The sequence below is a fragment of the Streptomyces saintjeani genome, from assembly GCF_055409605.1.
Genome location: NZ_CP189624.1, coordinates 2,605,745 through 2,628,768 on the forward strand (window position 1 = coordinate 2,605,745; position 23,024 = coordinate 2,628,768).

Annotated in this window: 24 protein-coding genes; 12 read left to right on the forward strand and 12 right to left on the reverse strand. The window is 69.7% G+C overall.

Features of this window, described 5'->3' with window-relative positions:
* The first annotated feature begins 254 nt into the window (after window positions 1–254).
* Window positions 255–2,966, forward strand: coding sequence for a pyruvate dehydrogenase (acetyl-transferring), homodimeric type (aceE, locus tag ACQCO7_RS11610; protein WP_464071746.1), 2,712 nt, complete (start codon window positions 255–257; stop codon window positions 2,964–2,966).
* A 51-nt stretch (window positions 2,967–3,017) separates the two neighbouring features.
* Here the strand turns inward: aceE and ACQCO7_RS11615 are convergent, their stop codons facing one another.
* Entirely contained in the window at window positions 3,018–4,226 is a 1,209-nt protein-coding gene (locus tag ACQCO7_RS11615; RefSeq protein ID WP_464071747.1) for a serine hydrolase domain-containing protein, read from the reverse strand.
* A 213-nt stretch (window positions 4,227–4,439) separates the two neighbouring features.
* On the opposite strand from ACQCO7_RS11615, the gene ACQCO7_RS11620 reads away from it, so the two are divergent.
* Entirely contained in the window at window positions 4,440–6,287 is a 1,848-nt protein-coding gene (locus ACQCO7_RS11620; protein ID WP_464071748.1) for a protein kinase domain-containing protein, read from the forward strand.
* Between the two features lie 22 nt (window positions 6,288–6,309).
* Here the strand turns inward: ACQCO7_RS11620 and ACQCO7_RS11625 are convergent, their stop codons facing one another.
* The 3 genes from ACQCO7_RS11625 to ACQCO7_RS11635 form a co-directional block, all read right to left on the reverse strand.
* Window positions 6,310–6,720 carry a PIN domain-containing protein gene (locus tag ACQCO7_RS11625; protein WP_464071749.1) on the reverse strand — a complete coding sequence of 137 codons (411 nt, stop codon included), beginning with the start codon at window positions 6,718–6,720 and terminating at the stop codon, window positions 6,310–6,312.
* The gene (locus ACQCO7_RS11630; RefSeq protein WP_464071750.1) at window positions 6,717–6,938 is read right to left on the reverse strand and encodes a type II toxin-antitoxin system VapB family antitoxin; all 222 of its coding nucleotides are present in this window, start codon (window positions 6,936–6,938) and stop codon (window positions 6,717–6,719) included. The genes ACQCO7_RS11625 and ACQCO7_RS11630 overlap by 4 nt, the downstream gene beginning before the upstream one ends.
* A gap of 81 nt (window positions 6,939–7,019) precedes the next feature.
* Entirely contained in the window at window positions 7,020–8,204 is a 1,185-nt protein-coding gene (locus ACQCO7_RS11635; protein WP_464071751.1) for a MarP family serine protease, read from the reverse strand.
* A gap of 188 nt (window positions 8,205–8,392) precedes the next feature.
* Here ACQCO7_RS11635 and ACQCO7_RS11640 point away from each other — a divergent pair, with 188 nt between their 5' ends.
* Window positions 8,393–9,226 (forward strand): peptidoglycan recognition protein family protein, encoded by an 834-nt coding sequence (locus ACQCO7_RS11640; protein ID WP_464071752.1) that lies wholly within the window; start codon window positions 8,393–8,395, stop codon window positions 9,224–9,226.
* Window positions 9,223–9,456 carry a hypothetical protein gene (locus ACQCO7_RS11645; RefSeq protein ID WP_464071753.1) on the forward strand — a complete coding sequence of 78 codons (234 nt, stop codon included), beginning with the start codon at window positions 9,223–9,225 and terminating at the stop codon, window positions 9,454–9,456. The genes ACQCO7_RS11640 and ACQCO7_RS11645 overlap by 4 nt, the downstream gene beginning before the upstream one ends.
* On the opposite strand, the gene ACQCO7_RS11650 is transcribed toward ACQCO7_RS11645, so the two are convergent.
* From ACQCO7_RS11650 to ACQCO7_RS11675, 6 genes are all read right to left on the reverse strand, one after another.
* Window positions 9,446–9,964: a DUF4240 domain-containing protein gene (locus ACQCO7_RS11650; protein ID WP_464077196.1), complete on the reverse strand. Its 519-nt coding sequence runs from the start codon at window positions 9,962–9,964 to the stop codon at window positions 9,446–9,448. The genes ACQCO7_RS11645 and ACQCO7_RS11650 overlap by 11 nt on opposite strands.
* A gap of 64 nt (window positions 9,965–10,028) precedes the next feature.
* A complete protein-coding gene (locus ACQCO7_RS11655; RefSeq protein ID WP_464071754.1) occupies window positions 10,029–11,015 on the reverse strand; it encodes a helix-turn-helix transcriptional regulator in 987 nt (328 codons plus the stop codon).
* Window positions 11,016–11,049: 34 nt separating this feature from the next.
* Window positions 11,050–11,415: a hypothetical protein gene (locus ACQCO7_RS11660; protein WP_464071755.1), complete on the reverse strand. Its 366-nt coding sequence runs from the start codon at window positions 11,413–11,415 to the stop codon at window positions 11,050–11,052.
* 69 nt (window positions 11,416–11,484) lie between these two features.
* Window positions 11,485–11,709, reverse strand: a complete 225-nt coding sequence (locus ACQCO7_RS11665; RefSeq protein WP_464071756.1) for a DUF397 domain-containing protein — start codon at window positions 11,707–11,709, stop codon at window positions 11,485–11,487.
* A gap of 10 nt (window positions 11,710–11,719) precedes the next feature.
* On the reverse strand, window positions 11,720–11,917 hold the full coding sequence (locus tag ACQCO7_RS11670) for a DUF397 domain-containing protein (RefSeq protein WP_464071757.1): 198 nt from the start codon (window positions 11,915–11,917) through the stop codon (window positions 11,720–11,722).
* A 9-nt stretch (window positions 11,918–11,926) separates the two neighbouring features.
* Complete coding sequence (locus ACQCO7_RS11675) at window positions 11,927–12,769, reverse strand: helix-turn-helix domain-containing protein (protein WP_464071758.1); 843 nt, start codon at window positions 12,767–12,769, stop codon at window positions 11,927–11,929.
* Window positions 12,770–12,964: 195 nt separating this feature from the next.
* On the opposite strand from ACQCO7_RS11675, the gene ACQCO7_RS11680 reads away from it, so the two are divergent.
* From ACQCO7_RS11680 to ACQCO7_RS11695, 4 genes are all read left to right on the forward strand, one after another.
* On the forward strand, window positions 12,965–13,408 hold the full coding sequence (locus ACQCO7_RS11680; RefSeq protein WP_464071759.1) for an ATP-binding protein: 444 nt from the start codon (window positions 12,965–12,967) through the stop codon (window positions 13,406–13,408).
* Window positions 13,409–13,472: 64 nt separating this feature from the next.
* Window positions 13,473–14,366, forward strand: a complete 894-nt coding sequence (locus ACQCO7_RS11685; RefSeq protein ID WP_464071760.1) for a TIGR01777 family oxidoreductase — start codon at window positions 13,473–13,475, stop codon at window positions 14,364–14,366.
* Window positions 14,367–14,513: 147 nt separating this feature from the next.
* Complete coding sequence (locus ACQCO7_RS11690) at window positions 14,514–16,214, forward strand: FAD-dependent oxidoreductase (RefSeq protein ID WP_464071761.1); 1,701 nt, start codon at window positions 14,514–14,516, stop codon at window positions 16,212–16,214.
* A gap of 134 nt (window positions 16,215–16,348) precedes the next feature.
* Window positions 16,349–17,533, forward strand: a complete 1,185-nt coding sequence (locus tag ACQCO7_RS11695; RefSeq protein ID WP_464071762.1) for a hypothetical protein — start codon at window positions 16,349–16,351, stop codon at window positions 17,531–17,533.
* A gap of 42 nt (window positions 17,534–17,575) precedes the next feature.
* Here ACQCO7_RS11695 and ACQCO7_RS11700 read toward each other — a convergent pair whose 3' ends face one another.
* Window positions 17,576–19,021, reverse strand: a complete 1,446-nt coding sequence (locus tag ACQCO7_RS11700; protein ID WP_464071763.1) for a regulator — start codon at window positions 19,019–19,021, stop codon at window positions 17,576–17,578.
* Between the two features lie 245 nt (window positions 19,022–19,266).
* On the opposite strand from ACQCO7_RS11700, the gene lipB reads away from it, so the two are divergent.
* The 4 genes from lipB (at window position 19,267) to ACQCO7_RS11720 (ending at window position 22,327) form a co-directional block, all read left to right on the forward strand.
* A complete protein-coding gene (gene lipB / locus ACQCO7_RS11705) occupies window positions 19,267–20,064 on the forward strand; it encodes a lipoyl(octanoyl) transferase LipB (RefSeq protein ID WP_464077197.1) in 798 nt (265 codons plus the stop codon).
* Window positions 20,065–20,159: 95 nt separating this feature from the next.
* Window positions 20,160–21,125, forward strand: coding sequence for a lipoyl synthase (gene lipA / locus ACQCO7_RS11710; RefSeq protein ID WP_464071764.1), 966 nt, complete (start codon window positions 20,160–20,162; stop codon window positions 21,123–21,125).
* A 262-nt stretch (window positions 21,126–21,387) separates the two neighbouring features.
* Window positions 21,388–21,588 carry an SCO2195 family GlnR-regulated protein gene (locus tag ACQCO7_RS11715; protein WP_409119177.1) on the forward strand — a complete coding sequence of 67 codons (201 nt, stop codon included), beginning with the start codon at window positions 21,388–21,390 and terminating at the stop codon, window positions 21,586–21,588.
* A 37-nt stretch (window positions 21,589–21,625) separates the two neighbouring features.
* Window positions 21,626–22,327 (forward strand): DUF4191 domain-containing protein, encoded by a 702-nt coding sequence (locus tag ACQCO7_RS11720; protein WP_464071765.1) that lies wholly within the window; start codon window positions 21,626–21,628, stop codon window positions 22,325–22,327.
* Window positions 22,328–22,458: 131 nt separating this feature from the next.
* Here ACQCO7_RS11720 and ACQCO7_RS11725 read toward each other — a convergent pair whose 3' ends face one another.
* Complete coding sequence (locus tag ACQCO7_RS11725) at window positions 22,459–22,926, reverse strand: RDD family protein (RefSeq protein ID WP_112474565.1); 468 nt, start codon at window positions 22,924–22,926, stop codon at window positions 22,459–22,461.
* Window positions 22,927–23,024: the final 98 nt, after the last annotated feature.

The following is a 23,024-nucleotide window of genomic DNA, read 5'->3' on the forward strand; positions in this document are numbered from 1 at the left end:
CCCCCACTACCCGCAGTCGCCGAACTACAGAACGCACCCCCCACCTGCGCAAACCCCCATTTCAAGCGGCACCCGGTGTCCTACTTCGAGACACCCCGTGCCTACTTTCTCGGGTTCGAGAAGTTTTGCTCTTCAACCCTTTGATCGATCATCGATCAGGGAGTTAGAGTCCCCGTTGGACCTCCACCGAGGTCCGACGCCCTGTCCTGCCAAAGACCAAGGGCACCCCCCCTTCGACTGAGGAAGGCGGCGACATGACCGACCCCAACGCCATCCAGCCGAGCGCACTCGACCAGCTCCACGACCGTGACCCGGAGGAGACTGCGGAGTGGCAGGCGTCTTTGGACGCCGTCGCGAAGGCCGCCGGCCCCCACCGGGCCGCTTACTTGATGCGCCGCACGCTGGAGAGGGCCGAGGGCACCGGCATCGCGCTGCCCCAGCTGCTCGAAACGGACTACGTCAACACGATCCCGACGGCGGCCGAGCCCGGCGTACCCGGTGACGAGGCCCTGGAGGCCCGGATCACCGCGTGGAACCGCTGGAACGCCGCCGCGATGGTGACGAGGGGTTCGAAGCACGGCGTAGGCGGCCACATCGCGACGTTCGCGTCGGCGGCGTGGCTGTACGAGACCGGCTTCAACCACTTCTTCCAGGGCAAGGACGCCAAGGACGCCCCCGGCTCGGGCGACCAGCTGTTCATCCAGGGCCACGCCTCCCCCGGCATCTACGCCCGCGCGTTCCTGGACGGCCGTCTCACCGAGGCGCACCTGGACAACTTCCGCCAGGAGTCGGGCGGCAACGGCCTGCCCTCGTACCCGCACCCGCGTCGTCTGCCGTGGCTGTGGGAGTTCCCGACGGTGAGCATGGGCCTCGGCCCGATCTCGGCGATCTACCAGGCCCGCTTCAACCACTACCTGACCGCGCGCGGCATCAAGGACGTCTCGTCCTCGCACGTGTGGGCGTTCCTCGGCGACGGCGAGATGGACGAGCCGGAGTCGACGGCGGCCCTCACGCTGGCGTCCCGCGAGGGCCTCGACAACCTCACGTTCGTCATCAACTGCAACCTCCAGCGTCTCGACGGCCCGGTCCGCGCGAACTTCAAGATCGTGCAGGAGCTGGAGGCCCGGTTCCGCGGCGCCGGCTGGAACGTCGTGAAGTCCCTGTGGGGCACCGCGTGGGACGAGCTGTTCGCGCTGGACACGACGGGCGCGCTGGTCCAGCGGCTGCGCGAGGTGCCGGACGCGCAGGTGCAGACGTACCAGACGCGTGACGCGGCCTACATCCGCCAGGACTTCTTCGGCAAGGACCCGGCGCTCGTCGAGATGGCGAAGCTGCTGAGCGACGACAAGATCCTCGACTGTTTCCACCTCTCGCGCGGCGGGCACGAGGCGCGCAAGGTGTACGCGGCGTACAAGGCGGCGGTCTCCCACAAGGGCGCGCCGACGGTGATCCTCGCGCAGACCGTCAAGGGCCACACCCTCGGCACCGGCTTCGCGTCGAAGAACGCCAACCACCAGATGAAGAAACTGTCGGTGGACGAGTTCAAGACGATGCGGGACCTGCTCGAACTCCCCATCCCGGACAGCGCGTTCGCCGACGGCAAGGTGCCGTACGGCCACCCCGGCGCCGACTCTCCCGAGGTCCGCTACCTCCAGGAGCGCCGCGCGGCCCTCGGCGGCCCGGCCCCGGCCCGCCGTACGCACGCGATCGCGCCGCTGCCGTCCGCCTCCGAGAAGGCGTTCGCGTCCTTCGACAAGGGGTCCGGCACGCAGAACGTCGCGACGACCATGGCGTTCGTCCGGCTCGTCAAGGACCTGGTCCGCGACAAGGAGACCGGCAAGCGCTGGGTGCCGATCGTGCCCGACGAGGCGCGGACCTTCGGCATGGAGTCGCTGTTCCCGTCGCTGGGGATCTACTCCCCCAAGGGCCAGACGTACGAGCCCGTCGACCGCGACCAGCTCATGTACTACAAGGAAGCGACCAACGGGCAGATCCTCAACGAGGGGATCACCGAGGCCGGTTCCATGGCCGACTTCATCGCCGCGGCGACGTCGTACTCGACGCACGGCGAGGCCATGATCCCGTTCTACATCTTCTACTCCATGTTCGGCTGGCAGCGCACGGCCGACCAGATGTGGCAGCTCGGCGACCAGCTCGGCCGCGGCTTCCTCGTCGGCGCGACCGCCGGCCGTACGACCCTGACGGGTGAGGGCCTCCAGCACGCGGACGGCCACTCGCCGGTGATCGCCGCGACGAACCCGGCCGCGCTCTCGTACGACCCCGCGTTCGCGTACGAGATCGCCGTGATCGTCAAGGACGGTCTGCGGCGGATGTACGGCGAGGCCGCGCCCGGTGAGGACCCGAACGTCTTCTACTACCTCACCGTCTACAACGAGCCCGTCCCGCAGCCCGCGAAGCCCTCCGGGCTCGGCATCGACGAGGCCATCGTCAAGGGGCTGTACCGCTTCAACACGGCGGAGTCGGCGGGGGTTTCGCCCGCCGCCAACGCCGCGCGCATCCAGCTCATCGGCTCGGGTACGGCGATCCACTGGACGCTGGAGGCGCAGAAGCTGCTCGCCGAGGAGTGGGGTGTCGCGGCCGACGTCTGGTCGGCGACGTCCTGGACCGAGCTGCGGCGGGACGCCCTTGAGGCGGACGCGGCGCTGCTGCGCGGTGAGGAGCGGGTGCCGTACGTCCGGCAGGCGCTCCAGGGTGCGGAGGGGCCGGTGCTGGCCGTCTCCGACTACATGCGGCAGGTGCCGGACCAGATCGCGCAGTGGGTCGAGCAGGACTACTCGTCGCTCGGCGCGGACGGGTTCGGCCTGTCCGACACGCGTGAGGCCGCTCGCCGTCACTTCGGGGTCGACGCGCAGTCGATCGTCGTCGCGGCGCTCGCCCAGCTCGCCCGCCGGGGTGAGATCAAGGCGACGACCGTCAAGGAGGCGCGGGAGCGCTACGGTCTGTAGGACCTGAACTGGACGGGCCCCGGCGGGAGTTCCCGCCGGGGCCCGGTCTGTCTACTCGATGCCCTCGCACAACGCGGTGTCCGTCAGCTTCTGGAGCAGCGCCTCCGCCCTCAACAGCGGTTCGTCCTGCGGGACTTTGCCGGAGGCGGTGATGACGATGCCGCGTCGGCCGTCCTCTGTCACGCCGTTCCGTACGAAGTCCCCGTCGCCGTCTCCGCCATGTCCCCAGCGGTATCCCCCGCACGTCAGCGGCTGGCGCATCAACGCGAGGCCGTAGTGCAGTCCGGGGAACGGGACTTGGAAGTCCGCGCCGACCGGCACGACGTGCTTCATCTCCGCGAGTTGTGCGGGCGGGAGCAGGCGGCCGGTGAGGAGGGCCGTGAAGAACCTGTCCAAGTCCCTTTTGCTGGTGACCAGTTCGCCCGCCGCGTCCGCCCACGACATGTTCCGTACGGTCGTGTCGGTCCAGCCGTCGTCGCCGGGGAAGCGGTGGTACGTGTGCGCGTGCGGTCCGGGAAGGGTGGGGTCGTCGCCGGGGGCGTACGTGTGGGTGAGGCCCAGCGGGCGGACGATCCTGTCGTGGACCTCCGCCCGCCAACTCCGGCCGGTGACACGCTCGATGATCATCCCGGCGAGTACGTAGTTGGGGTTGGAGTAGTTCCACTTCGGGGCGGGGTCCGCCGGGTCGGCCGGGGGGAAGTCCGGTGCGCCGCGCATCGCCCCGGCGATGATCCGCTCCGGCGCGAGATGGTCGTACCGGTGCTCCTCGAACGCCTTCGCGTTGTAGCCGATGTCGTCCGTGTAGTCGTAGTTGTGGATGCCGCTGGTGTGCTGGAGCAGATTGCGCAGGGTGATCCGGCGGCCGTCGTTGCCGTTCCCGGCGACGACTCCTGGCAGCCACTTCTCCACCGTGTCGTCCAGCGACAGCCGCCCCTCTGCGGCGAGTTGGAGCACGACGGTGGCGACGAAGGGTTTGGTGGCGCTGTCGGCCCGGAAGCTTGCGCCGTACGGAACAGGCTTGCCGGTACCGAGCTCCGCCGTACCGGCGCGGGCCCGAATGCGTTTGCTCCCATCCCTCACCTCGACGGAGATCCCCACGAATCCGGCATCCACAAACGCCCGCTCGACCTCCGCTGCCAACTCCCGCTGGCTCAACTTGCCTTTCTGCTGCGCGGCTTGAGCAGGGGTGATGGCGGCGGCGCCCCCGCAGAGCGCTGCCGCGAGCAGAACACCGATGACCTTGACCGACCGTTGCCTCATACCAACCACCTTGTCGTTCAAGGCAGTTGCTGAGCCAGCATGCCAACCCCCGTCCCACAGTGGGGAGAACCCCACCGGCCAACCCTCTGTACAGGGTGAAGGCGGCTCGCTCCGTCACGCGTGGAGACAGGCCATGATTCGGTAAGCTTTCGGCGACCGACTGCGCGCAGTGAATATCACGGCGCCAGGGATCCGCTGGGAGGTACTTTCTCCTTGACCCACGACGCACGCGCCCACCATGATCCGGACGGGTACGAAGTCGGCGAACCCGGAAGATTCCTCGGCACTGAACCGTGGCCGAACCCCGCACCGCGGCTTGTCATTCTGACGGCAGCGACTTCCGAATACACGGCGGTCAGGGAATTTCTGACACCCATGCATGCGACACGTTCGTCCTCTGGGGCTCCCTATTCAGTCGGGAACCTCACCACAACCAGCACTGTCTGGGAGGCCTGGGTCACCTGTATCGGACAGGGAAACATCGCGGCGGCACTCCAGGCGAGTCAGGCCGTGCAGGAATTGAGACCCGCGCTCATCGCGTTCGTCGGCACGGCGGGAAGCCTCAAGAGAGACGTCAATCTCGGTGACGTCGTGTTCGCCACGAAGGTCTACGGCTACGAATCTGCGAGACAGACCGACGAGGGCCTGATGGGACGTCCCTCCATCGAGGTGGCCGATCGGACTCTGGTCCAGCTCGCCTTTCGGGTGGCTGCCGAAGGGGTCTGGCACGAGAAGATCACCCGTGCTGAACGCCGACCGCCACCAGTGGCCCATATAGCCCCCATCGCGGCGGGTGACAAGCTCCACACAGGGAACCGCTCCACACTGCACGCCTATCTGAAAGCGTCTTTCGACGACGCGCACGCCGTGGAGATGGAGGGACTTGGCTTCCTCACCGGCGCCCGCTTCTGGCCCACGGAGACGCATGCGGTTCTGGTACGGGGGATTTCAGACCGGCTCGTCGACAAGGAGCCTGGCCAGGACTCCATGCTTCAGCCGGTCGCATGTCACAACGCCATGGCCTTTCTGTCGGAGCTGCTGGACGGATATCTGCAAATCCCGGATACTCCTCACGCATCGATCCGAAGCCGCTTTCCCAATCCCCCGACTTTCATCCCGCTCCCCTCGGACAGCGGCGGCACGGTCGTCAGGCGCGACGAGATCCCTTCACTCGCCCTGGTCGGGGAAAGCATCGACGGACGCTATCGGCTCGTCAGGGAGATCGGACGCGGCGCGCTCAACGTGGTCTGGGAAGCAGAGGAGTTCGCTTTCGGCAACTCACTCGGCCGAGTCGCTCTGAAACTCCAGCCTCCGCAAGGAGACAAACGCTACGTGTACTTCTCACGCGAAGCGATGGTCATGGCGGGGCTCGACGCACCGAATCTACTACCCTACCGCAGCGCTGGAACACAGGAAGGCGGTGCACTCCACGGCTGGAGCTATATCTGTACGGCTCTCGCGGAATTATCGCTGCGGGATGCCATCAGCGAACAGCCACTCTGGGGCAGCGATCTTCTGGAAATGCTGCGGGACGTCGCCGCCGGCCTGTTTCACCTGCACGCCCTGCGGCTCGTCCACGGCGATGTAAAACCCGCCAACATACTCAAACTCGGGTCGCGATGGGTGATCGGCGACTTCGGACTCACGCAGAAGACTGGCGCGAGCGAACCCGAAGGAACTGTCGGCTACATGGCACCCGAGCGGTTCAACGGCCAGGTCAGGACCAAGAATGATGTGTACTCGTTCGCGGTCACCGCAGCCGTTGCCGCTTCCGGTGACGAACGCAACGAAAACAGCACCGTCGAAGACACCCACCTGAGGATGATGCACATTCTCGCGGGAAATGTTCCCGATCCACCCTTTTTTCATTCAGATCGACTCCCTCCGCCTGTCCATGGCATCATTTCTCAGGCATTCCGCGAAAACCCCGCCGAGCGACCCGGGATGGAAGAAATCCTTGCTGTGCTTCACGACAGTGATCCCACGACTCCGGTAAGCGCGCCTCGCTCACGGGCACGTCACGCCCGAGGGCGGAGGCGCAGGGCGAGTCCGGACTCCTGACTCTCGGCTTCGGCCCGGGGTCTCAGGTGATGTCGTGGACGTTGTGCTCACTCAGGTCGGATGCGTGACGGGCGACAGCGCGGTAGTCGGCATCGTCGTGGAGGACGGTCAGACCATGGTAGGCGGCAGTGGCGGCGATGATGAGATCCACCGCTGAGGCGCTGCGGTGCTCGCCCGCCTGGGCCATCCGGTGCTGGACCGCACCGATCCAGCGCCCCGCGTTCTTCGGCACCGGTACGTCAGGGTAGAGATCGGCGAACATCTCCGCGATCTCGTCGTACTCGCGCCTGTTCCGGGCGCTGTAGAGGAATTCAGCGCGCTGCGCGTAGCAGGACGCGACAGTCGTGGCGTCGATCGCGTCGTACCAGGCCGATTGCAGTTCGGGGTCACGGAGCAACCGGACCAGGCCGGACGTGTCGAGCAGGTACATCACCGGCTGTTCTTCTCCGCCCGGTGCAGCTGCTCGGCGTCCTCGACGGCGCCCCACTCACGCGCCCGCTCGAAGTGCCGGCCGATCCGGGCCGCTCGCTCCTGCTGCTCGGCGTAGAAGCGCAGAGCGAGGTTCACCGCCTCCTTCTTGGTTCTGACCTTGGACAGAGCCATGGCGCGCTCCAAGGCATCGTCATCGATGTCGATCTGCGTCACAGACATGAAGCACCTCCGGCGCGATGTTGGTGATGTACATAGAAGAGTACGTGACCAACATTGACTCCGTCCACGAATCGGTCACTGTCAGGACGTGATCAGCTCCCCGGTCGACACCCGCTCCATAGCCCCCACCCCCTTCTCCGCGTCCGGCGCGACCTCGGCCGCCGTCAGCACGTACCCCGTCTCGTCGTCGGACGTGGACCGGGCGAAGACGACCCCGAACACCCGCCCCTCGGTCGTCAGCAGCGGCCCCCCGGAGTTCCCGGGCCGGACGGTCGACCGGATCGAGTAGATCTCCCGTGTCACCGTCGCGTCGTTGTAGATGTTGCGGCCCGTCGCCTTGACCCGGTTCGCGACCGTGGCCGCCTGGAGGTTGAGGTCGCCGTCCTGGGGGTAGCCCGCGACGACCGCCTGGTCGCCCCGGGACGCCTCGTCGTCGAAGCGGAGGATCGGTGCGCGCAGGCCGGGGACGTACAGGACGGCCACGTCCTTGTCGGGGTCGAACAGGACCACGCGGGCGTCGTAGGAGCGGCCCACGCCGCCGATGCGGACCGTGGGGCGGTCGATGCCCGCGACCACGTGGGCGTTGGTCATCACGCGCTCGCGGGCGTACACGAACCCGCTCCCCTCACGGCCCTGGTCGCCGGACGCGCCCTCGATCTTCACCGTGCTGAGTTTCGCCGCGTTGGTGGCGCTCGCCGTGACGCTGTCGCCCGTCGGCTTCGCGACCTCCGCCGTGGACTCGTTCTCGAAGGGGTTGAAGACCTGGGGGAACCCGGCCTCGGTGAGGGCGGAGGTCGCGTCGGAGAACCAGGCCGGGGTGGTGTCGGGCATGGCGTCCTGGACCGTGCCGAGGAGCTTGGAGTCCCGTATCGCGGAGGTGACCAGCGTCGAGGAGGACGCGCCGAGGACGCTGGCGGCGACCCAGGCGACGATGAGGACGGCGACCGCGTTGGCGGCGGCGCCCCCTATGCCGTCGGCGACGCGCAGGGGCCCCCGGTCGAGCTCCCGGCGCAGCCGCAGGGCGAGCCGCCCGGCGAGGCTGTGCGCGACGACGGCCGGCAGCAGGACCGTACACACCGCGGTGATCGTCGCCGCCGTCGTACCCGGTGTGACCAGCTTCATCACCCACGGCAGGACCCAGACGCCGATGACCGCGCCGCCGACGAAGCCGGCGAGCGAGACGCAGCCGGCCACCAGGCCGCGGCGGTAGCCGGAACCGGCGTACGCGAGTACAACCAGCACCAGCAGGATGTCGAGCAGGTCCACGGAGCCGCCTTTCTCTCGAACCCATGAATACGTGGGGGAAGGGCCCTTTTGATCAGCCGCACCCGCACGCGTGATCGAAACCGGCCACGTGTGCGTGTACCTCGGAAAACGGTCGGACCGGGACGTTGGTTCCACCGAGTGGCACACCGTACATCGCGCCCTCGGTGCGACGAACCGACAGTAGGACCATGCGCAACGGACGCCGCCTCAAACCCCTGGCCTACGTTCCCGGCCTCGCCGCGATCGCCGCCCTCGCCCTGTGCGCGTCCGGCGTCGACCGGGTCCCGGTGACCACCGCGACGCTCCAGCCCGCGCCGCACACCGCGCCCCGCCCCCGCATCGTCCCCCGCAGCGCCTGGCTCGACGGCCCCCGCGCGCAGCCCGCGCCCCGCTACGACGACAAGGTCGTCGCCGTCTTCGTCCACCACACCGACTCCCCGAACCGGTACGACTGCGCCGACGCACCCCGCATCATCCGCTACCTCCGCGCAGGTCAGACAGGTGTCCGGGACTGGGACGACATCGGCTACAACTTCCTCGTGGACCGCTGCGGGACCATCTACGAGGGCCGCGCGGGCGGCACCGACCGCGCCGTCACCGGCGCGCACACGCAGGGTTTCAACCACCGGACGACGGGTATCGCGGCGCTCGGCACGTTCATCTCCGGGACGCCGGTCCCGCCCGCCATGACCGAGGCCATCGCCGCGCTCGCCGCGTGGAAGCTGGGGCTGTCCGACGTCGACCCGCGCGGGCTCGCGCGCCTCACGTCCACGAGCGGGCACAGCCGGTACGCCGCCGGGACCACCGCGTCCCTGCCCGTGATCGCCGGTCACAAGGACGGGTACATGACGACCTGCCCCGGCCTGGCGTTGATGCGCCTACTGCCCCACATCCGCGCCCGCGCCGCCGAGTTGCAGGGCCGGGCGTTCACAGGAACGTCTCAGGCGGCCTTCAGCGTCCTCCCATTCCCGGTGCCTAACGTCATGCACGACACAAGCCGACAGGGAGGCCGGGGAACATGAACGAGCACCGCACACCGCAGCCGAAGCGCTGGACCCGCAGCCCCTGGGCGGTGCTGGGCGCCGTCGTCGCGGTCGTCCTCGGCCCGGCGGCGACGACCGCGTCAGCGCTGGACCAGGCGAACCGGGCGCCGCTGCATCACGCAGTGCTGAAGGCGGAGGGGCAGCAGGGGTACATCCCGAGCGACAGCACGCGGCGCCCGGCCTCCCGTACGGAACCCCTCACTCCTTGAACCGCCCCCACAGCCTCGGGTACCTCTCCGCCAGCGCCGCCTCGTTCTCGAAGTCGATCGGCGTGCCCGCCGGCTCCGGCGGGGCCGGGGGGATGCCCAGGTCCGGCGCCACCACCCCCGTGAGCTGCTCGTACGCCTCGTCCGCCGCGTAGCCCAGCTCCTCGCCGTCGCCGTCGATCTCCTCGTCGAAGTCGTCGATCAGCTCCGCGAGGGCGTCGGGGTCGTGGAGGGCGCCCTCGAAGACGTCCCGGCCCTGGCCGATCAGCCAGCACCGGAAGAAGTCGAACGCGTCGTCGCTCACCCCGTCCAGCAGGACCCACGCGGCGCCCCACAGATCCCACCGGTACGCCCGGTTGTACCGCGCCTCGAAGTGACGGGCGAAGTCCAGCACCGCCTCCGGATCCCGCTCCAGCAGCCGCGCGACCAGCACATCCGCCTGCTCCTCGGGGTCCCCGTCGGCACCCTCCCGAGCACCGTCCACCAGCTCCCAGAACTCCGTCTCGTCCATCACGGGACCAGCATCGTGCTTCGAGGGGCGGGACGCACCCGGAGTAGCGGGATCGGCGGGATCTTCACGGGACGGTGCCACGCCCTCCCCCCTCCCCGTACAGCGCCCCCAACCTCCCCGCCACCCCCACGAACCGCTCCCGCAACTCCCGCGGCGTCACCACCTCCACCTCCGCGCCCAGCCCCAGCAACTGCGTGAACGCCACGTCCATCGACTCCACGCCCAGCGTGACGGTCACCCACTCGCGGCCCGCCTCCACCCCCGCGAGCGCCTCCCGCGCCGTCAACGGATCGACCACGTACGGCAGCCCGCGCACGCCCTCCGGCGAGAGCCGTACGACGACCTCCTCCCGCCGCAGCGACCGCGCGAACGACTCGCCCTGCGTCTCCCAGAACGCGGCCAGCTCGAAGCCGCCGTCCCGGTCGAACCGCTCCTCCAGCACGTCCACGGCCTCGAACCGCTCGACCCGGTAGATCCGGAACGTGCCGTCGGCCCGCGCGCACAGGTACCAGACCCCGGCCTTCAGTACGAGCCCGTACGGCTCCAGCTCCCGCTCCACGGTCCGGTCCTTGCGCCGGTACGTCCCCCTGATCCGCCAGTCCCCCCACACCCCCTGCGCCACCGCCGCGAGCCCCTCCGGGACCGCCGCCTCCCGGAACCACGCGGGCGCGTCCAGATGGAACCGCTGGGCGGCGACGTCCGGAGCGTCCCGCAGCGAGGGCACCAGCGCGGCGGCGACCTTCATCCGGGCCGCCGACGCGGCGTCCTCCAGCCCCATCCCCCGGAGCGCCTCCGGCACCCCGCTCAGGAACAACGCCTCGGCCTCGTCCCTCCCCAGCCCCGTCAACCGCGTCCGGTACCCCCCGATCAACCGGTACCCCCCACCCCGCCCCCGCTCCGCGTACACCGGAATCCCCGCCTCCGACAACGCCTCCACATCCCGGCTCACCGTCCGCTCGGACACCTCCAGCTCCCGGGCCAGCTCGGCCCCGCTCATGAAGGGCCGCCCCTGAAGCAGCAGAACCATCTTGATCAACCGCGCCGCACGCATACGGCCATGATGCCGGGGGCCACTGACAACGGGGTCAGACCCGGTTCTTGGATACGAGCCAGCGCCAGCGGCGGCGTTCTGTGACGAGGGTGGTGGCGGCCAGCAGAGTCACCGCGATCGCCACCCCGGCGGGCCAGGCCACCCACGCGGAGATCACGGCCGCGGTGAGCTGAAGCAGCACGAGCAGGATCGTGACCCAGCCAGGTACCGGAATGATCACCTTGGCCTTGTCGCCGGGGGTGGAGAAGAGTGTCGGGAGGCCGATCAGGATCACCACGGAGAGAGTGGCGAGCAGCCATGAGTGGCTGGACAGGGCCCAGGGGGTGGCTATCCAGGCGATGAGTTCCGTTGCGAAACGCAGGACGGACGGGATGCGGTCGTCCGGGGCAATGTCAGTCACCTGCGGACGGTCTCACGGTGTGGAGCTGGTCACCAAGGGTTGGGCCCGTCGCCGTGGGGTGGGGGGGGTTTAGAGCATTTCGCGCGGGCGCGCGAGGGGGGTTGAGGGGGTCCGGAGTGCCTGGATGAAGGGGGTCCAGGCTTGGGGGGTGAAGAAGTGGACGGGGGCGGAGGGGAGCTGTTTGCTGTCGCGGACCGCTTGGCCTCCGAGGGAGGTGCGGGCCAGTTCGACGCAGGCGTTCTGCTGGGCCGAGTACGACGACTTGCGGAACGGGGTGACGATCCCTGGCGTCATGCGCAGTCCCTCAGGAGGTTGTGGTCACGGACTGGACGAACCGGGTCCACGCCTCCGCGCCGTGGAACTGAACCGGGCTGGAGGACAACTTGCTGTCACGGACGGCATGGCCCCCGATGGAAGTGCGGGCGAGTTCGACGCAGTCGTTGTTCTGGGCCGAGTACGACGACTTGCGGAACGCGCTGACGATCTCAATGTCGGGGGTCACAGGTGCCTCTTACGTCTGCTGGTCCTTGTTGTCCAGCGCCTGGCGAATCCGGCGAGCGGACTGCGTAGGCGACAGTGCTGCCGAGCGTAGCCGATTGAAGACGTTGGCGTAGGTGGCCAGGTCATCCGGGGACTCAACGACGGTGGTGTTCACGGGGGTTCGGACGGTTACGACCTCCGCGTAGGGCTCCACGCCGTACGAAAAGGCTGTAAACGCGTCGGACATCGTCGCGGCCAGAAAGGCCGATGCCGGCAGGATCTGAAGCTGTACGTTCTGCCGACGGCCCACCTTCAGCAGATGTTGCAGTTGGTCCCTGTTCGCCTCGGAGCCATCAGCAAGCGCAGTGATCACAGGCTCCCAGAGGATGGCCGTGTACTGCACAGCCCCCTCGTCGAGCCTGCGCTGCCGCTGCATCCGGACCTCGACCAGTTCGGCGACCTTGTCGTCCGAGTGAACGAAAGGCCCGACGGTAATGACCTTCTCCGCGTACTGAGCGGTCTGCAACAGACCAGGGATCAGCACCGGGTCCCACGACAGGATGTACGACGCGTCGTTCTCCAGCGTGATGTGGTCCGCATAGTCAGGCTGAAGCGTCTCCTCATAGTCGACCCACCAGCCCCGTTCGTTACTGGCGCGCGCCCAACCCAACAAGCGCGCCCGCTCGTTCTCGTCCGTCACCCCGTACCGGTCCAGCAGCGTGCGGACTTCCAAGGCCGAAACCGAGACGTGACCGCTCTCCGCCCGGCTGACCTTGCTCACGGACTTGATGATCGCCTCGGCCGCCGCTGCCTGGTCGAGGCCGGCCGCCTCTCGGTGACGGCGGAGTGCGATGCCGAGCCGGCGGCTGCGCACGGTCGGCTTTCCCCCTACGGGCATATCCCTTCCCCTCTCAACTCTGCCGAAGAGTCTGCCCTGTTGATGCAAGGTGAGTACAGGGGGAACACTAGTTCTGACGCAAATTTGTGAGCCAAGCGCATTGCAGACACGATTCGAACGCGGCTAGCTTCGGTGCGTAGCGCAAGCCGCACGGAACAAAGGGGATGACTCATGCCCGCGAACGCCGTATCGCAGTCCGCCGCCCACCAGTACCCCCGCACTCGCCGCAGCGTCGCCCGCGCCCGGGACGACCTCAGGCGGCAGCTCATCCGCTGGCGGATCGGGACCGAACTCATCGACGACGCCGAGCTGTTGGTGTCGGAGCTGGTGACCAACGCGGTGCGGGCGAAGGCGGCGCCCGACAAGGAGGTGCGGGTGGAGGTCGAGTTGGGCGCGGTGGAGCTGCGGATCGAAGTCGCCGACGCCGGCGAGGAGTTGCCCGTGGTGAAGCGGGCCACGGAGTGGGACGAGGACGGGCGGGGGCTGATGCTGGTGGAGGCGCTGGCGGCGGAGTGGGGGGTGGGGCCCAGGGAGGGGGTGGGGAAGGTGGTGTGGGTGGTGTTCAAGCTGCCGGGCGGGGGCACTGTAGGGGCGGGGTGCGATCGGCGGGAGTGACCCGCTCGCACACGATTGAATGTTCAAACGGAGATTTTATGGGGACGAGGCGCAGGATGGGCGCATGAAGCGAATCGCTGTGGCCGGGGCTTCCGGTCTGATCGGGAGTGCGCTGGTTCGGTCCCTGGAGGCCGACGGGCATGAGGTGGTGCGGCTGGTGCGGCGTGAGACATCCGGGCCGCGCGAGATCGCCTGGCAGCCGGAGGCGGGGCGGGTGGACGCGGCGGGGCTCGCGGGCGTGGACGCCGTCGTGAACCTCGCCGGGGCCGGGGTCGGGGACCGGCGCTGGACGGAGGCGTACAAGAAGACCATCCGGGACGGGCGGATCAACGGGACGCGGGCGCTCGCCGAGGCCGTCGCCGGGATGGCCGAGCCGCCGCGCGTGTTCGTCAACGGGAGTGCGATCGGCATCTACGGCGAGACCGGGGACCGGGTCGTCGACGAGAGCGCGCCCGCCGCGTCGGGGTTCCTGCCCGAGCTGTGCGTGGAGTGGGAGGCCGCGGCCGGGGCGGCCCAACAGGCGGGCGTACGGACCGTGTTCGCGCGGACCGGGCTGGTCGTCGCGAAGGGGGGCGGCGCCTGGGGGAAGCTGTTCCCCTTGTTCAAGGCGGGACTTGGCGGGCGGATGGGCGACGGGCGGCAGTACTGGTCGTACATCGCGCTGCACGACGAGGTCGCCGCGATCCGGTACCTCCTCGAACACGACGACCTGGAAGGGCCGTTCAACCTCACCGCACCCGAACCCCTGACCAACCGTCAGATCACCGACGCCATGGCCCGCGTACTGCACCGCCCGAAGGTGTTCACCGTCCCCGCCCCCGTGTTGAAGGCGGTGCTCGGCGAGATGGCCGGGGACGTGCTCGGCAGCGCCCGCGTCGTACCCGGCAGACTCCTGGAGTCCGGATTCCGGTTCGCGTTCCCGGGCATCGACGACGCCGTGCGGGCCGCCCTCGGGTGACATGCGACCCGCGTGCGCCCGTGCCCGGTGTGTGCGCGAGCTGACCCCGCGCGGGCGCGGACCTACCCTCAAGCGGAACTCGGGTATCCCTACGGCGAGTTGAGGGTACGACGCCTTCGACTCGACGCAATCCGCGAGGAGGGGCACATGCTTGAGCCCGCGTACAAGGTCGACGTCGTCATCGTGGGAGCCGGGGTGTCCGGGCTGTCCGCGGCGCAGCGGCTGACCAGCGCAGGACTGTCGGTGTGCGTACTGGAGGCCGCCCCCGGGGTCGGGGGGCGCATGGCGACCGAGAAGGTCGACGGGTTCCGGCTGGACCGGATCGGGCAGCTGCTGTCCACGGCGTACCCGGAGCTGACGATGACACCGGGCCTGGCGGGGCTGGCGCTGCGGCCCTTCTCGCCGGGGGTGCTGGTGCACGGCGAGGGACGGCGGGTGCGGATGGGAACTCCCGGCGCCGCGAGGGGACTTGGGGGCAGGAGGGGAGTCGCCGGAGCACGGAGGACAACTCCTGGTGCCTCGCGGGGGGTTCGGGGTGGGGCGGGGCTCGATCCCGGAGGCGGGCGGGGAGTTCTGGGCGGGCGAGGCATCGACCTCGGAAGCGCGCGGGGTGGGCTGGGGCTCGACCTCGGAGGCGCGCGAGGAGTCCTGGGGCTCGACCTCGGCGGCGGCCGGGGAGTCCGGGCGTTCGGCCGCGGCGCGCGCGGGTTCGACGCGGCGAGGGAATCGTGGGGCTCCGAGACCGAGACCGGCTCCCGGGCCGCCGCCGTGGGGGGCGCGCTGGCCGGTGCCGGAGGCTCCGTCGTGGGGGGCGCGAGGGGCGCATTCGACGCCGTACGCGCCCTGGCGAGCGCCCCTCGGACCGGGGCGGGCGGCGAGGTGCGGTACGGCGGCCCCCTCGGATCGGCCATGGACCAGGCGCGGTTACGCGGCGCCCTCTCCCGGCTCGCGTCCGTCCCCGTCGAGCGGCTCCTCGCCCGCGCCGAGTCCCCCGCCGGGGAGGCGCTCACGGCGCGGGGGCTGCCGGGCCGTACGGTGGACGCGTTCTTGCGGCCCCTGCTCGCCGCGCTGCTGTGCGACCCCGAGCTGACGACGTCCAGCCGGTGCGCCGACCTGGCGCTGCGGGCATTCGTCGGGGGGCGGCTGTGCGTACCCGAGGGCGGGGCCGACGCGCTGCCCGAGCTGCTCGCCTCGACGCTGCCGACGGGCGTCGTGCGTACGGGAGTTCGCGTCACGTCCGTCTCCACCACCTGCGTCACCACCGCCGAGCACGGGGAGTTCCGGTGCCGGGCCGTGCTGGTGGCGACCGACGCGCGTACGGCGGCCGAGCTGCTGCCGGGGCTGCGGGTGCCGGAGTTCCATCCGGTGACCGTCGTCCACCACACGACCGACGAACTCCCCGACAGCGGGGGCGCGTTGCTGCTGGACGCGGAGCGGGGCGGGCCGGTCGCGCACACGGCCGTCATGAGCGAGGTCGATCCCAGCAGGGCGCCCGTGGGGCGGGTGCTGATCTCCTCGACCGTTCTCGGCACTCCCCCGGCCGGCCTGGACGACGCCGTCCGCGCGCACCTCGCGCGCCTCTACGGCACGTCCACGTCCCGCTGGGAGACCCTCGCCGTCCACCACACCGCCGAGGCGGTCCCCGCGATGCGTCCACCCCACGACCTGCGCCGGGCCGTCCGGCTCCTCGCGGGGCTGTACGTCTGCGGGGACCACCGGGACACCAGCACGGTGCAGGGGGCGCTGCATTCGGCGCACCGCGCGGCGACCGCGCTGATCGCGGAGCTGGGGGCGTCTGGGGCGTCGCAGTCGGCGGACCCCCCGGCGACGGTCCGCGAAGCGGCGTGAGGGTCCCGGAGAAGAGAATTCCGCGCGAGAAGTGAACCGTCCCCATCATGACAGGTTCGCCGGTGATTTCGTAGGACGGACGGCACAACTCGTTTGCCTTGTCCGCGAGTTCACCGGCGCCCAGAATCTTCCGCATGGATCACTCCAAGTCGGTCGATCAGGACGCGGTGTTGAGGGCTCGGACGGCATTGCTGGGATCGGGGGGACTGAGTCTGCGGGAGAAAGTCACGGCCTATCGGGTATTGGCTCAGGTGAGTCCGCTGGCTTATCTGGGGAAACTGGCGACGGCATTGGTCTCGTATTCGTACGCGGCGGAATTCAGGGAGCGGCCGGACATCGTCTTCGCGCTGTGCGGGGAGGCGGCCCGGGCCGCGCGGGAGATCCCGGGAGACGAACCCGGGCGCACCGAGACACTGGTGCGGGCGCTCGGGGCGTACGAAGGGGAGTTGTTCCGGCAGGGGCGGCGGGCGGAAGGGCTCGCCGTGTGCGAGGAGGCGGCCTCCGTCGGGCGCGAGGGGTTCGAGCGGGGGCAGGTGGCGAGCCGCGCGTACGGGAGCGGGCGGCTGGCCGTGGTGCTCGCGGAGGAGGGGCGGCACGACGAGGCGGCGGAGGTCGCCGGGCGTGAAGTGGACGACTCCTTCTGGGCGTTGACGCGGTGGGCGGCCGAACTCGACGCGGCGGGCGGCCACAGCGCGGCGTCGGAGGCGTTCGGGCGGCTCGTCGATGTCCAGCGGGGGCGGCTCGTGAAGGGCGAGGGGTCGACGGCGATCACCGTGTGGGCGCTGGTGCACCACTCCCGGATGGCGGGGACCGTCGGCGCGGACGCCGTGCGGGCCGAAGCGCTGGGCCTGTTGCGGGAGTTGGGCGATTCCGGCGAGCAGCGGGCGTGGAGCGGCCTCCTCACGTTCTGGACGACGCTGCTTGCCCTGTCGTCCCGTTCCCTGGAGCCCGCCGGCTCCCCCGCGCCCGCCTTCGGCACCGACTTCGCCGACTGGTCCCCCGATGTCCGGCGCGCATACGTCGCCGGGCTCGGCGAGCTGGAGCGCAAGGCCGCCGAGCCGGGCCTACCACTCGCCGAACTCGCCGTCGTACAGCACCGATTGACGGTCCGTTCGGCGCTGTACCACGAGCGGCGCACCCACCGGGTGGAGCAGCCTCTGCGTCCCCTCTTCGACCGATCCGTCGCTCTGGCACGGGAGTTGGGCGATCCGGAGTGGCTCGCCCGGATGCTCACCGACCGGGCGACGTTCCTGGTCGCGGTGAAGCGGTACCGGGAGGCGCACGCGGACTTCCGGGAGGCGGTGGAGCTGACGGGGTGACCGGCCCGGCCGGGCGGCCCCCACCGGCCGCCCGGCGCGCTCTCACCCCAGCGCCGCCACCTTCTCCCGGTACCCCCGTACCGCCGCCGCGTCCTTGTACGGCTCCAGCCTCCGCTCGAAGTCCCGGACGTACTCCACGGCCCGCGCCGAGCGCATCTCGGAAGCCTGGGTCGCCGCCTCCGCCGCGTGGCGGCATGCCTGGTCCAGTTCGCCCAGGGAGAGGCGGGCCGTCGCCAGGACCACCCGGCAGAACAGGCGGCTGCGGGCCTGGGTCGCGGGCCTCAAGTGGAGGGAGCGTTCCGCGTGCTGGGCCGCCGCGCGGAACTGGTGGAGGTCCCGGTGGCAGTGGGCGAACTCGTCGGCGAGCTGGGCCTCGTCGAAGAAGCGGGCCCAGTACGGGACTTCCTCCGCGCCGGTGTGCTTCGACGCTTCCAGGGCCCGTTCCGCGCGGACCAACGACGTTGTGCAGGCCCGCACTTCGCCCAGGACTCCGTGTCCGCGCGCCTCCACCGCGTGCAGCAGGGCCTGGACGGTCGGGGCCGCCGCCGTACCCACGCCCTGCTGGGCCACACGCGCCAGTTGGACCGCCTCGCGGCCGTGGCCGAGGTACACCGCCTGGCGGCTCATCGTGACGAGGACGTACGCGCCGTACGCGCGGTCGCCCGCCGCCTGGGAGAGGCGCAGCGCCTGGACGAAGTACCGCTGGGCGAGGCCGTGCGCGGCGATGTCGTACGACGTCCAGCCGGCCAGCCGCGTGAGGTCGGCGGCGGCGGCGAACAGGCGGCGGCCCGTCTGTTCGCCGTACACACCCCGGAGCATGGGCTCGCACTCGTGCTCCAGGTAGCGGACCAGGGCCTGGCGGGCGTGGCCGCCGCCGTAGCGGCTGTCGAGCGCGCGGAAGAGTTCGCCGACCGAGCGCAGCGCGGAGATGTCGCCGCCGGTGACACGGACCCCGCGTTCGCCTCGGTCGCCCCGCTCGCGCTGGCGGGGTACGGCCGGGCTGCCCTGCGGGGGGATACGGGGGTGCGGCTCGGCGCGGGCCACCTTCTCGTCGGCGCGGCCGATCAGCCAGTCGCGGCTCGGTACGACCAGGCCCGCCGGGGTGAAGGCGATCTTGCGGAGTTCCGCGTGGCTGCCGGAGTCCTTGCGCCACAGGCCGCTGATGATGTCGACGGCCTCCTCGGGGGTGCCGGCGAACTCCAGGCCCGCGTACACGGGGGCGCAGGCGTCGAGGCCGAGGTCCTGGGCGGTCAGGCGGCGGCCGAGGCGCCTCGTGAAGACCTCCGCGATCAGGGCCGGCGTCGTACCCCTCGGCTGCTGGCCACGCAGCCAGCGGGTCACCGACGTCTTGTCGTATCTGAGGTCCAGGCCGTGTTCGAGCCCGAGCTGGTCGACCCGACGGGCCAGTCCTGCGTTGGAGAACCCCGCTTCTGCGATGAGCGCGGCGAGCTGGCGGTTGGGGGTGCGCGGCGCGGGTCGGTCCGTCATCTGCGGTGCGGTCTCCTGCCTTCCGGGCATGTGGCGTGCCCGGATGAAGTTCCCGGATTGCCTGTGAGCAGCCCAGTTGGCCTCGTGAACGGCGCGAATGTAGCGGAGCGTGAGCAAGCGGTCGCACTATCCGGGGGGCATTCATCCGATCGTGTGAGGATTGGCCGTCGGGCTGACGCGGACGCGGCAGTCGTACAGTGGCGTGGAGGCGTTTCGTGCCTTACCACGTCGAGGAGGCGTTTGCGGTGAGTGAGCTGCGGTTCGTCCGCATGGGGTTCGGGGACGGGGCGGTCGAGTACCAGGTCGCCTGGGACGAGCAGCGGCGGGTTCATGCGGCGCGCTTCGCCGATGAGGTGCCGGACACGGTGCTGCTGCTGGAGCATCCGCCGGTCTACACCGCCGGGCGGCGTACGGCCGACAGTGAGCGGCCCCTTGACGGGACGCCGGTGATCGACGTCGATCGCGGAGGAAAGATCACGTGGCACGGGCCCGGTCAGCTGGTGGGGTATCCCATTCAGAAGCTGCCCCGGCCGGTGGATGTCGTGGCCCATGTGCGGCGGATCGAGGATGCGCTGATCCGGGTCTGTGCGGAGTTCGGGGTGGAGACGTCGCGGGTCGAGGGGCGCAGTGGGGTGTGGGTGCTGGGCGATCCCGTCGAGGAGCGGCCTTCGCTCGGGGGGTTGTCCCTGGACTTCGATCCCCGGTTGACCGATGAGGAGTTCGACCCTCGGATGAACGGGCCCGAGTACGCGCCGTCCAACGCGGGGCAGCGGCGGGAGGACCGGAAGATCGCGGCGATCGGGATCCGGGTCGCCAAGGGGGTCACGATGCACGGGTTCTCGTTCAACGTGAACCCCGACAACAAGTGGTACGACCGGATCATCCCGTGCGGCATCCGGGACGCGGGGGTGGCGTCCCTGGCGGAGGAACTGGGGCGGGACGTGACGATCGACGAGGTGTTGCCGGTGGTGGAGCGGCATCTCAGGGATGTGCTGGAGAACGCGGAGTTGAAGCCGCGCGAGGTGGAGCGGGCCGCGGTGTGATCGGAGGGAATCAACCCCTTCATCCCGAGGTTGGCCCCATTAATCACGGGCGTACCCTGGTGTACGCCGAAGAATCGAAGCACAGGGAGCCGGTCGTGTCCGCAGTTGCACCCGACGGACGCAAGATGCTGCGCCTGGAGGTCCGTAACGCCCAGACCCCCATCGAGCGCAAGCCCGAGTGGATCAAGACCCGGGCGAAAATGGGTCCCGAGTACACGAAGATGCAGAGCCTCGTGAAGAGCGAGGGGCTGCACACGGTGTGCCAGGAGGCCGGCTGTCCCAACATCTACGAGTGCTGGGAGGACCGGGAGGCGACGTTCCTCATCGGCGGCGACCAGTGCACGCGGCGGTGCGACTTCTGCCAGATCGACACGGGCAAGCCCGAGGCACTGGACCGGGACGAGCCGCGCCGGGTGGGCGAGTCCGTCGTCACGATGGACCTGAACTACGCCACCATCACCGGCGTCGCCCGCGACGACCTGGAGGACGGCGGGGCGTGGCTGTACGCCGAGACCGTGCGGCAGATCCACGAGCAGACGGCCGCGCGCGCGGAGGGCCGTACGAAGGTCGAGCTGCTGGCGCCGGACTTCAACGCCGTACCGGAGCTGCTCGAAGAGGTCTTCGCGTCCCGGCCGGAGGTCTTCGCGCACAACGTCGAGACCGTGCCCCGGATCTTCAAGCGGATCCGGCCCGGTTTCCGGTACGACCGTTCGCTGAAGGTCATCACCGCCGCCCGTGACTACGGCCTGGTGACCAAGTCGAACCTGATCCTCGGGATGGGCGAGACCCGCGAGGAGATCACCGACGCGTTGCAGCAGATGCACGACGCCGGGTGCGAGCTGGTCACCATCACGCAGTACCTGCGGCCGTCCGTGCGGCACCACCCCGTCGAGCGGTGGGTCAAGCCGCACGAGTTCGTGGAGCTGAAGGAGGAGGCCGAGCAGATCGGGTTCTCCGGGGTCATGTCGGGGCCGCTGGTGCGGTCGTCGTACCGCGCGGGACGGCTGTACCAGATGGCCGTCGAGAAGCGTGGCGCGTACGTCGCCTCGCAGGCGGTATGACGCTCCGACCTTCGGATGTACTGACTCCAGCCGTGTGAATTCCCGCACAAGAACCTACTCGCCGGTAACGGCCGAGACGACGCGGCCCCGGACGTCCTCGCAGTTGAGGGCGTCGCCGGGGCCGCGTCGAAGGTTTTCGGGGTCACCTCAACGTTTCATCGGCGTTTGACCGGTCGGTCACGCCCTGGTAACACCAATCAGTGACGCTGATGTCACATCACGTAGGCCCATACCCAAAGCCTTTCCGAGGGGGGACCTCACCATGCAGGCCGCACCCGTCCGTGCCACCGCCATCCCGACCTTCACCGACGCCCTGCGCGCCGTCGAGTCGCTGCTGCTCAGCAGCGGCCAGCGCACGGCCCGCCGCAACGCGTGGACCTCCGTGCTCGAAGACCGCCGCCGGGCCAAGGACCGGGTCGAGACCGAGCGCGTCCTCGAAGCGGTCAGCTCCGCCCGTCCCTGAGCGCGAGGGCTCCGCACCGGGCACGTAGACTTCTGGCATGGCGAGAAGTGACAGCGCGGCAGCATCCGCGAACCCCGGGCGACTGAAGCAGATCGCCCTGACGTACAAGATGACCCGTAAGGCCGACAAGACGATCGGCCTGGTGCTCGCGGGCGTCTTCCTCCTCATCCTCGGTGTCTTTCTCGCGATCGGCTTCTGGATCGACCACCCGGTCTACCTCGGGATCCTCGGTTTCCTGCTGGCCTTCCTGGGTACGGCGATCGTCTTCGGGCGGCGGGCCGAGCGGGCCGCGTTCGGACAGATGGAGGGGCAGCCGGGGGCCGCCGCCGCCGTCCTCGACAACATCGGGCGTGGCTGGACCACGACGCCGGCTGTCGCGATGAACCGCAGCCAGGACGTCGTCCACCGGGCCGTCGGCAAGGCCGGGATCGTGCTGATCGCGGAGGGGAACCCGAATCGGGTGAAGACTCTGCTGGCCGCCGAGAAGAAGAAGATGAACCGGATCGTCGCGGATGTGCCGGTGCACGACGTGATCGTGGGCGTCGGCGAGGGTCAGATCGCGCTGAAGAAGCTGCGGACGGCGTTGCTGAAGTATCCGCGGGTTCTAACCGGACCGCAGGTGACGGCGACGAACGACCGGCTGAAGGCGATGGGGGACCTGATGTCCAACATGCCGCTTCCCAAGGGGCCGATGCCGAAGGGTATGAAGCTGCCGAAGGGTGGGCCCAAGGGCCGCTAGTACGACGAAGAACCCCGGGGATTTTTCTCCGGGGTTCTTTTTGTTTTCGGGTGCGGCGCCGTCGTGGCTGGTCGCGCCCACGCGGCGGAGCCGCATATCGATACAGCCCCGCGCCCCTAAAAGACGTTGGCTCAGATCCGCACTTCGACCGTTTGCGCCAGCCTGTCGTGCAGGCCCCTGCCGTCCTTGTCCCAGACCAGGGCCGGGACCGCCAGGCACAGCAGGAACGTGCGGAGCAGGGCGCGCAGGGGGTTGACCGTGCCGGTGGGGAGGTGGAGGACGCGGATGCCGAAGAGGCGTTTGCCGGGGGTGAAGCCGATCGTCGTGACCGTGAGGGCGCCCAGGACGAAGAAGACCAGCAGGGCCCAGTTGCTCGTGGCGGGCGAGTAGCCGTCCGTGATGAGGCCGTATGCGATCAAGACGCTCAGGCCCCAGTCGACGGCGAGTGCGCCGAGGCGGCGGCCGGGGCGGGCCAGGGAGTTCGGGCCGTCCTCCGGGAGACCGAGGTCCCGGCCCCGGTAGCCGAAGTCCGCACCGGCTTCCTCCAGGGCCGCGCGGGGTCCGGAGAGCCAGGATCCGAGTGCTTGCCTTTTGTCCACCCGTCCACGGTACTGGGCGGGTACGGGGAAGCCGACAGGCGGGGGGCCGGGTGGGCAGGGCGGGCCGGAGCCGGTTAACTTCGGTGAAACAAATGGGT

What these genes read in the sequence shown, in the direction of transcription:
- ACQCO7_RS11700 (WP_464071763.1), bottom strand. Translation starts at nt 19,021, where the DNA reads ATGACGGACCGACCCGCGCCGCGCACCCCCAACCGCCAGCTCGCCGCG.
- ACQCO7_RS11640 (WP_464071752.1), top strand. Translation starts at nt 8,393, where the DNA reads ATGCGCAACGGACGCCGCCTCAAACCCCTGGCCTACGTTCCCGGCCTC.
- ACQCO7_RS11665 (WP_464071756.1), bottom strand. Translation starts at nt 11,709, where the DNA reads ATGACGCCAGGGATCGTCACCCCGTTCCGCAAGTCGTCGTACTCGGCC.
- aceE (WP_464071746.1), top strand. Translation starts at nt 255, where the DNA reads ATGACCGACCCCAACGCCATCCAGCCGAGCGCACTCGACCAGCTCCAC.
- ACQCO7_RS11630 (WP_464071750.1), bottom strand. Translation starts at nt 6,938, where the DNA reads ATGTCTGTGACGCAGATCGACATCGATGACGATGCCTTGGAGCGCGCC.
- ACQCO7_RS11715 (WP_409119177.1), top strand. Translation starts at nt 21,388, where the DNA reads ATGCAGGCCGCACCCGTCCGTGCCACCGCCATCCCGACCTTCACCGAC.
- ACQCO7_RS11645 (WP_464071753.1), top strand. Translation starts at nt 9,223, where the DNA reads ATGAACGAGCACCGCACACCGCAGCCGAAGCGCTGGACCCGCAGCCCC.
- ACQCO7_RS11690 (WP_464071761.1), top strand. Translation starts at nt 14,514, where the DNA reads ATGCTTGAGCCCGCGTACAAGGTCGACGTCGTCATCGTGGGAGCCGGG.
- ACQCO7_RS11680 (WP_464071759.1), top strand. Translation starts at nt 12,965, where the DNA reads ATGCCCGCGAACGCCGTATCGCAGTCCGCCGCCCACCAGTACCCCCGC.
- ACQCO7_RS11720 (WP_464071765.1), top strand. Translation starts at nt 21,626, where the DNA reads ATGGCGAGAAGTGACAGCGCGGCAGCATCCGCGAACCCCGGGCGACTG.
- ACQCO7_RS11650 (WP_464077196.1), bottom strand. Translation starts at nt 9,964, where the DNA reads ATGGACGAGACGGAGTTCTGGGAGCTGGTGGACGGTGCTCGGGAGGGT.
- ACQCO7_RS11695 (WP_464071762.1), top strand. Translation starts at nt 16,349, where the DNA reads ATGGATCACTCCAAGTCGGTCGATCAGGACGCGGTGTTGAGGGCTCGG.
- ACQCO7_RS11655 (WP_464071754.1), bottom strand. Translation starts at nt 11,015, where the DNA reads ATGCGTGCGGCGCGGTTGATCAAGATGGTTCTGCTGCTTCAGGGGCGG.
- ACQCO7_RS11685 (WP_464071760.1), top strand. Translation starts at nt 13,473, where the DNA reads ATGAAGCGAATCGCTGTGGCCGGGGCTTCCGGTCTGATCGGGAGTGCG.
- ACQCO7_RS11615 (WP_464071747.1), bottom strand. Translation starts at nt 4,226, where the DNA reads ATGAGGCAACGGTCGGTCAAGGTCATCGGTGTTCTGCTCGCGGCAGCG.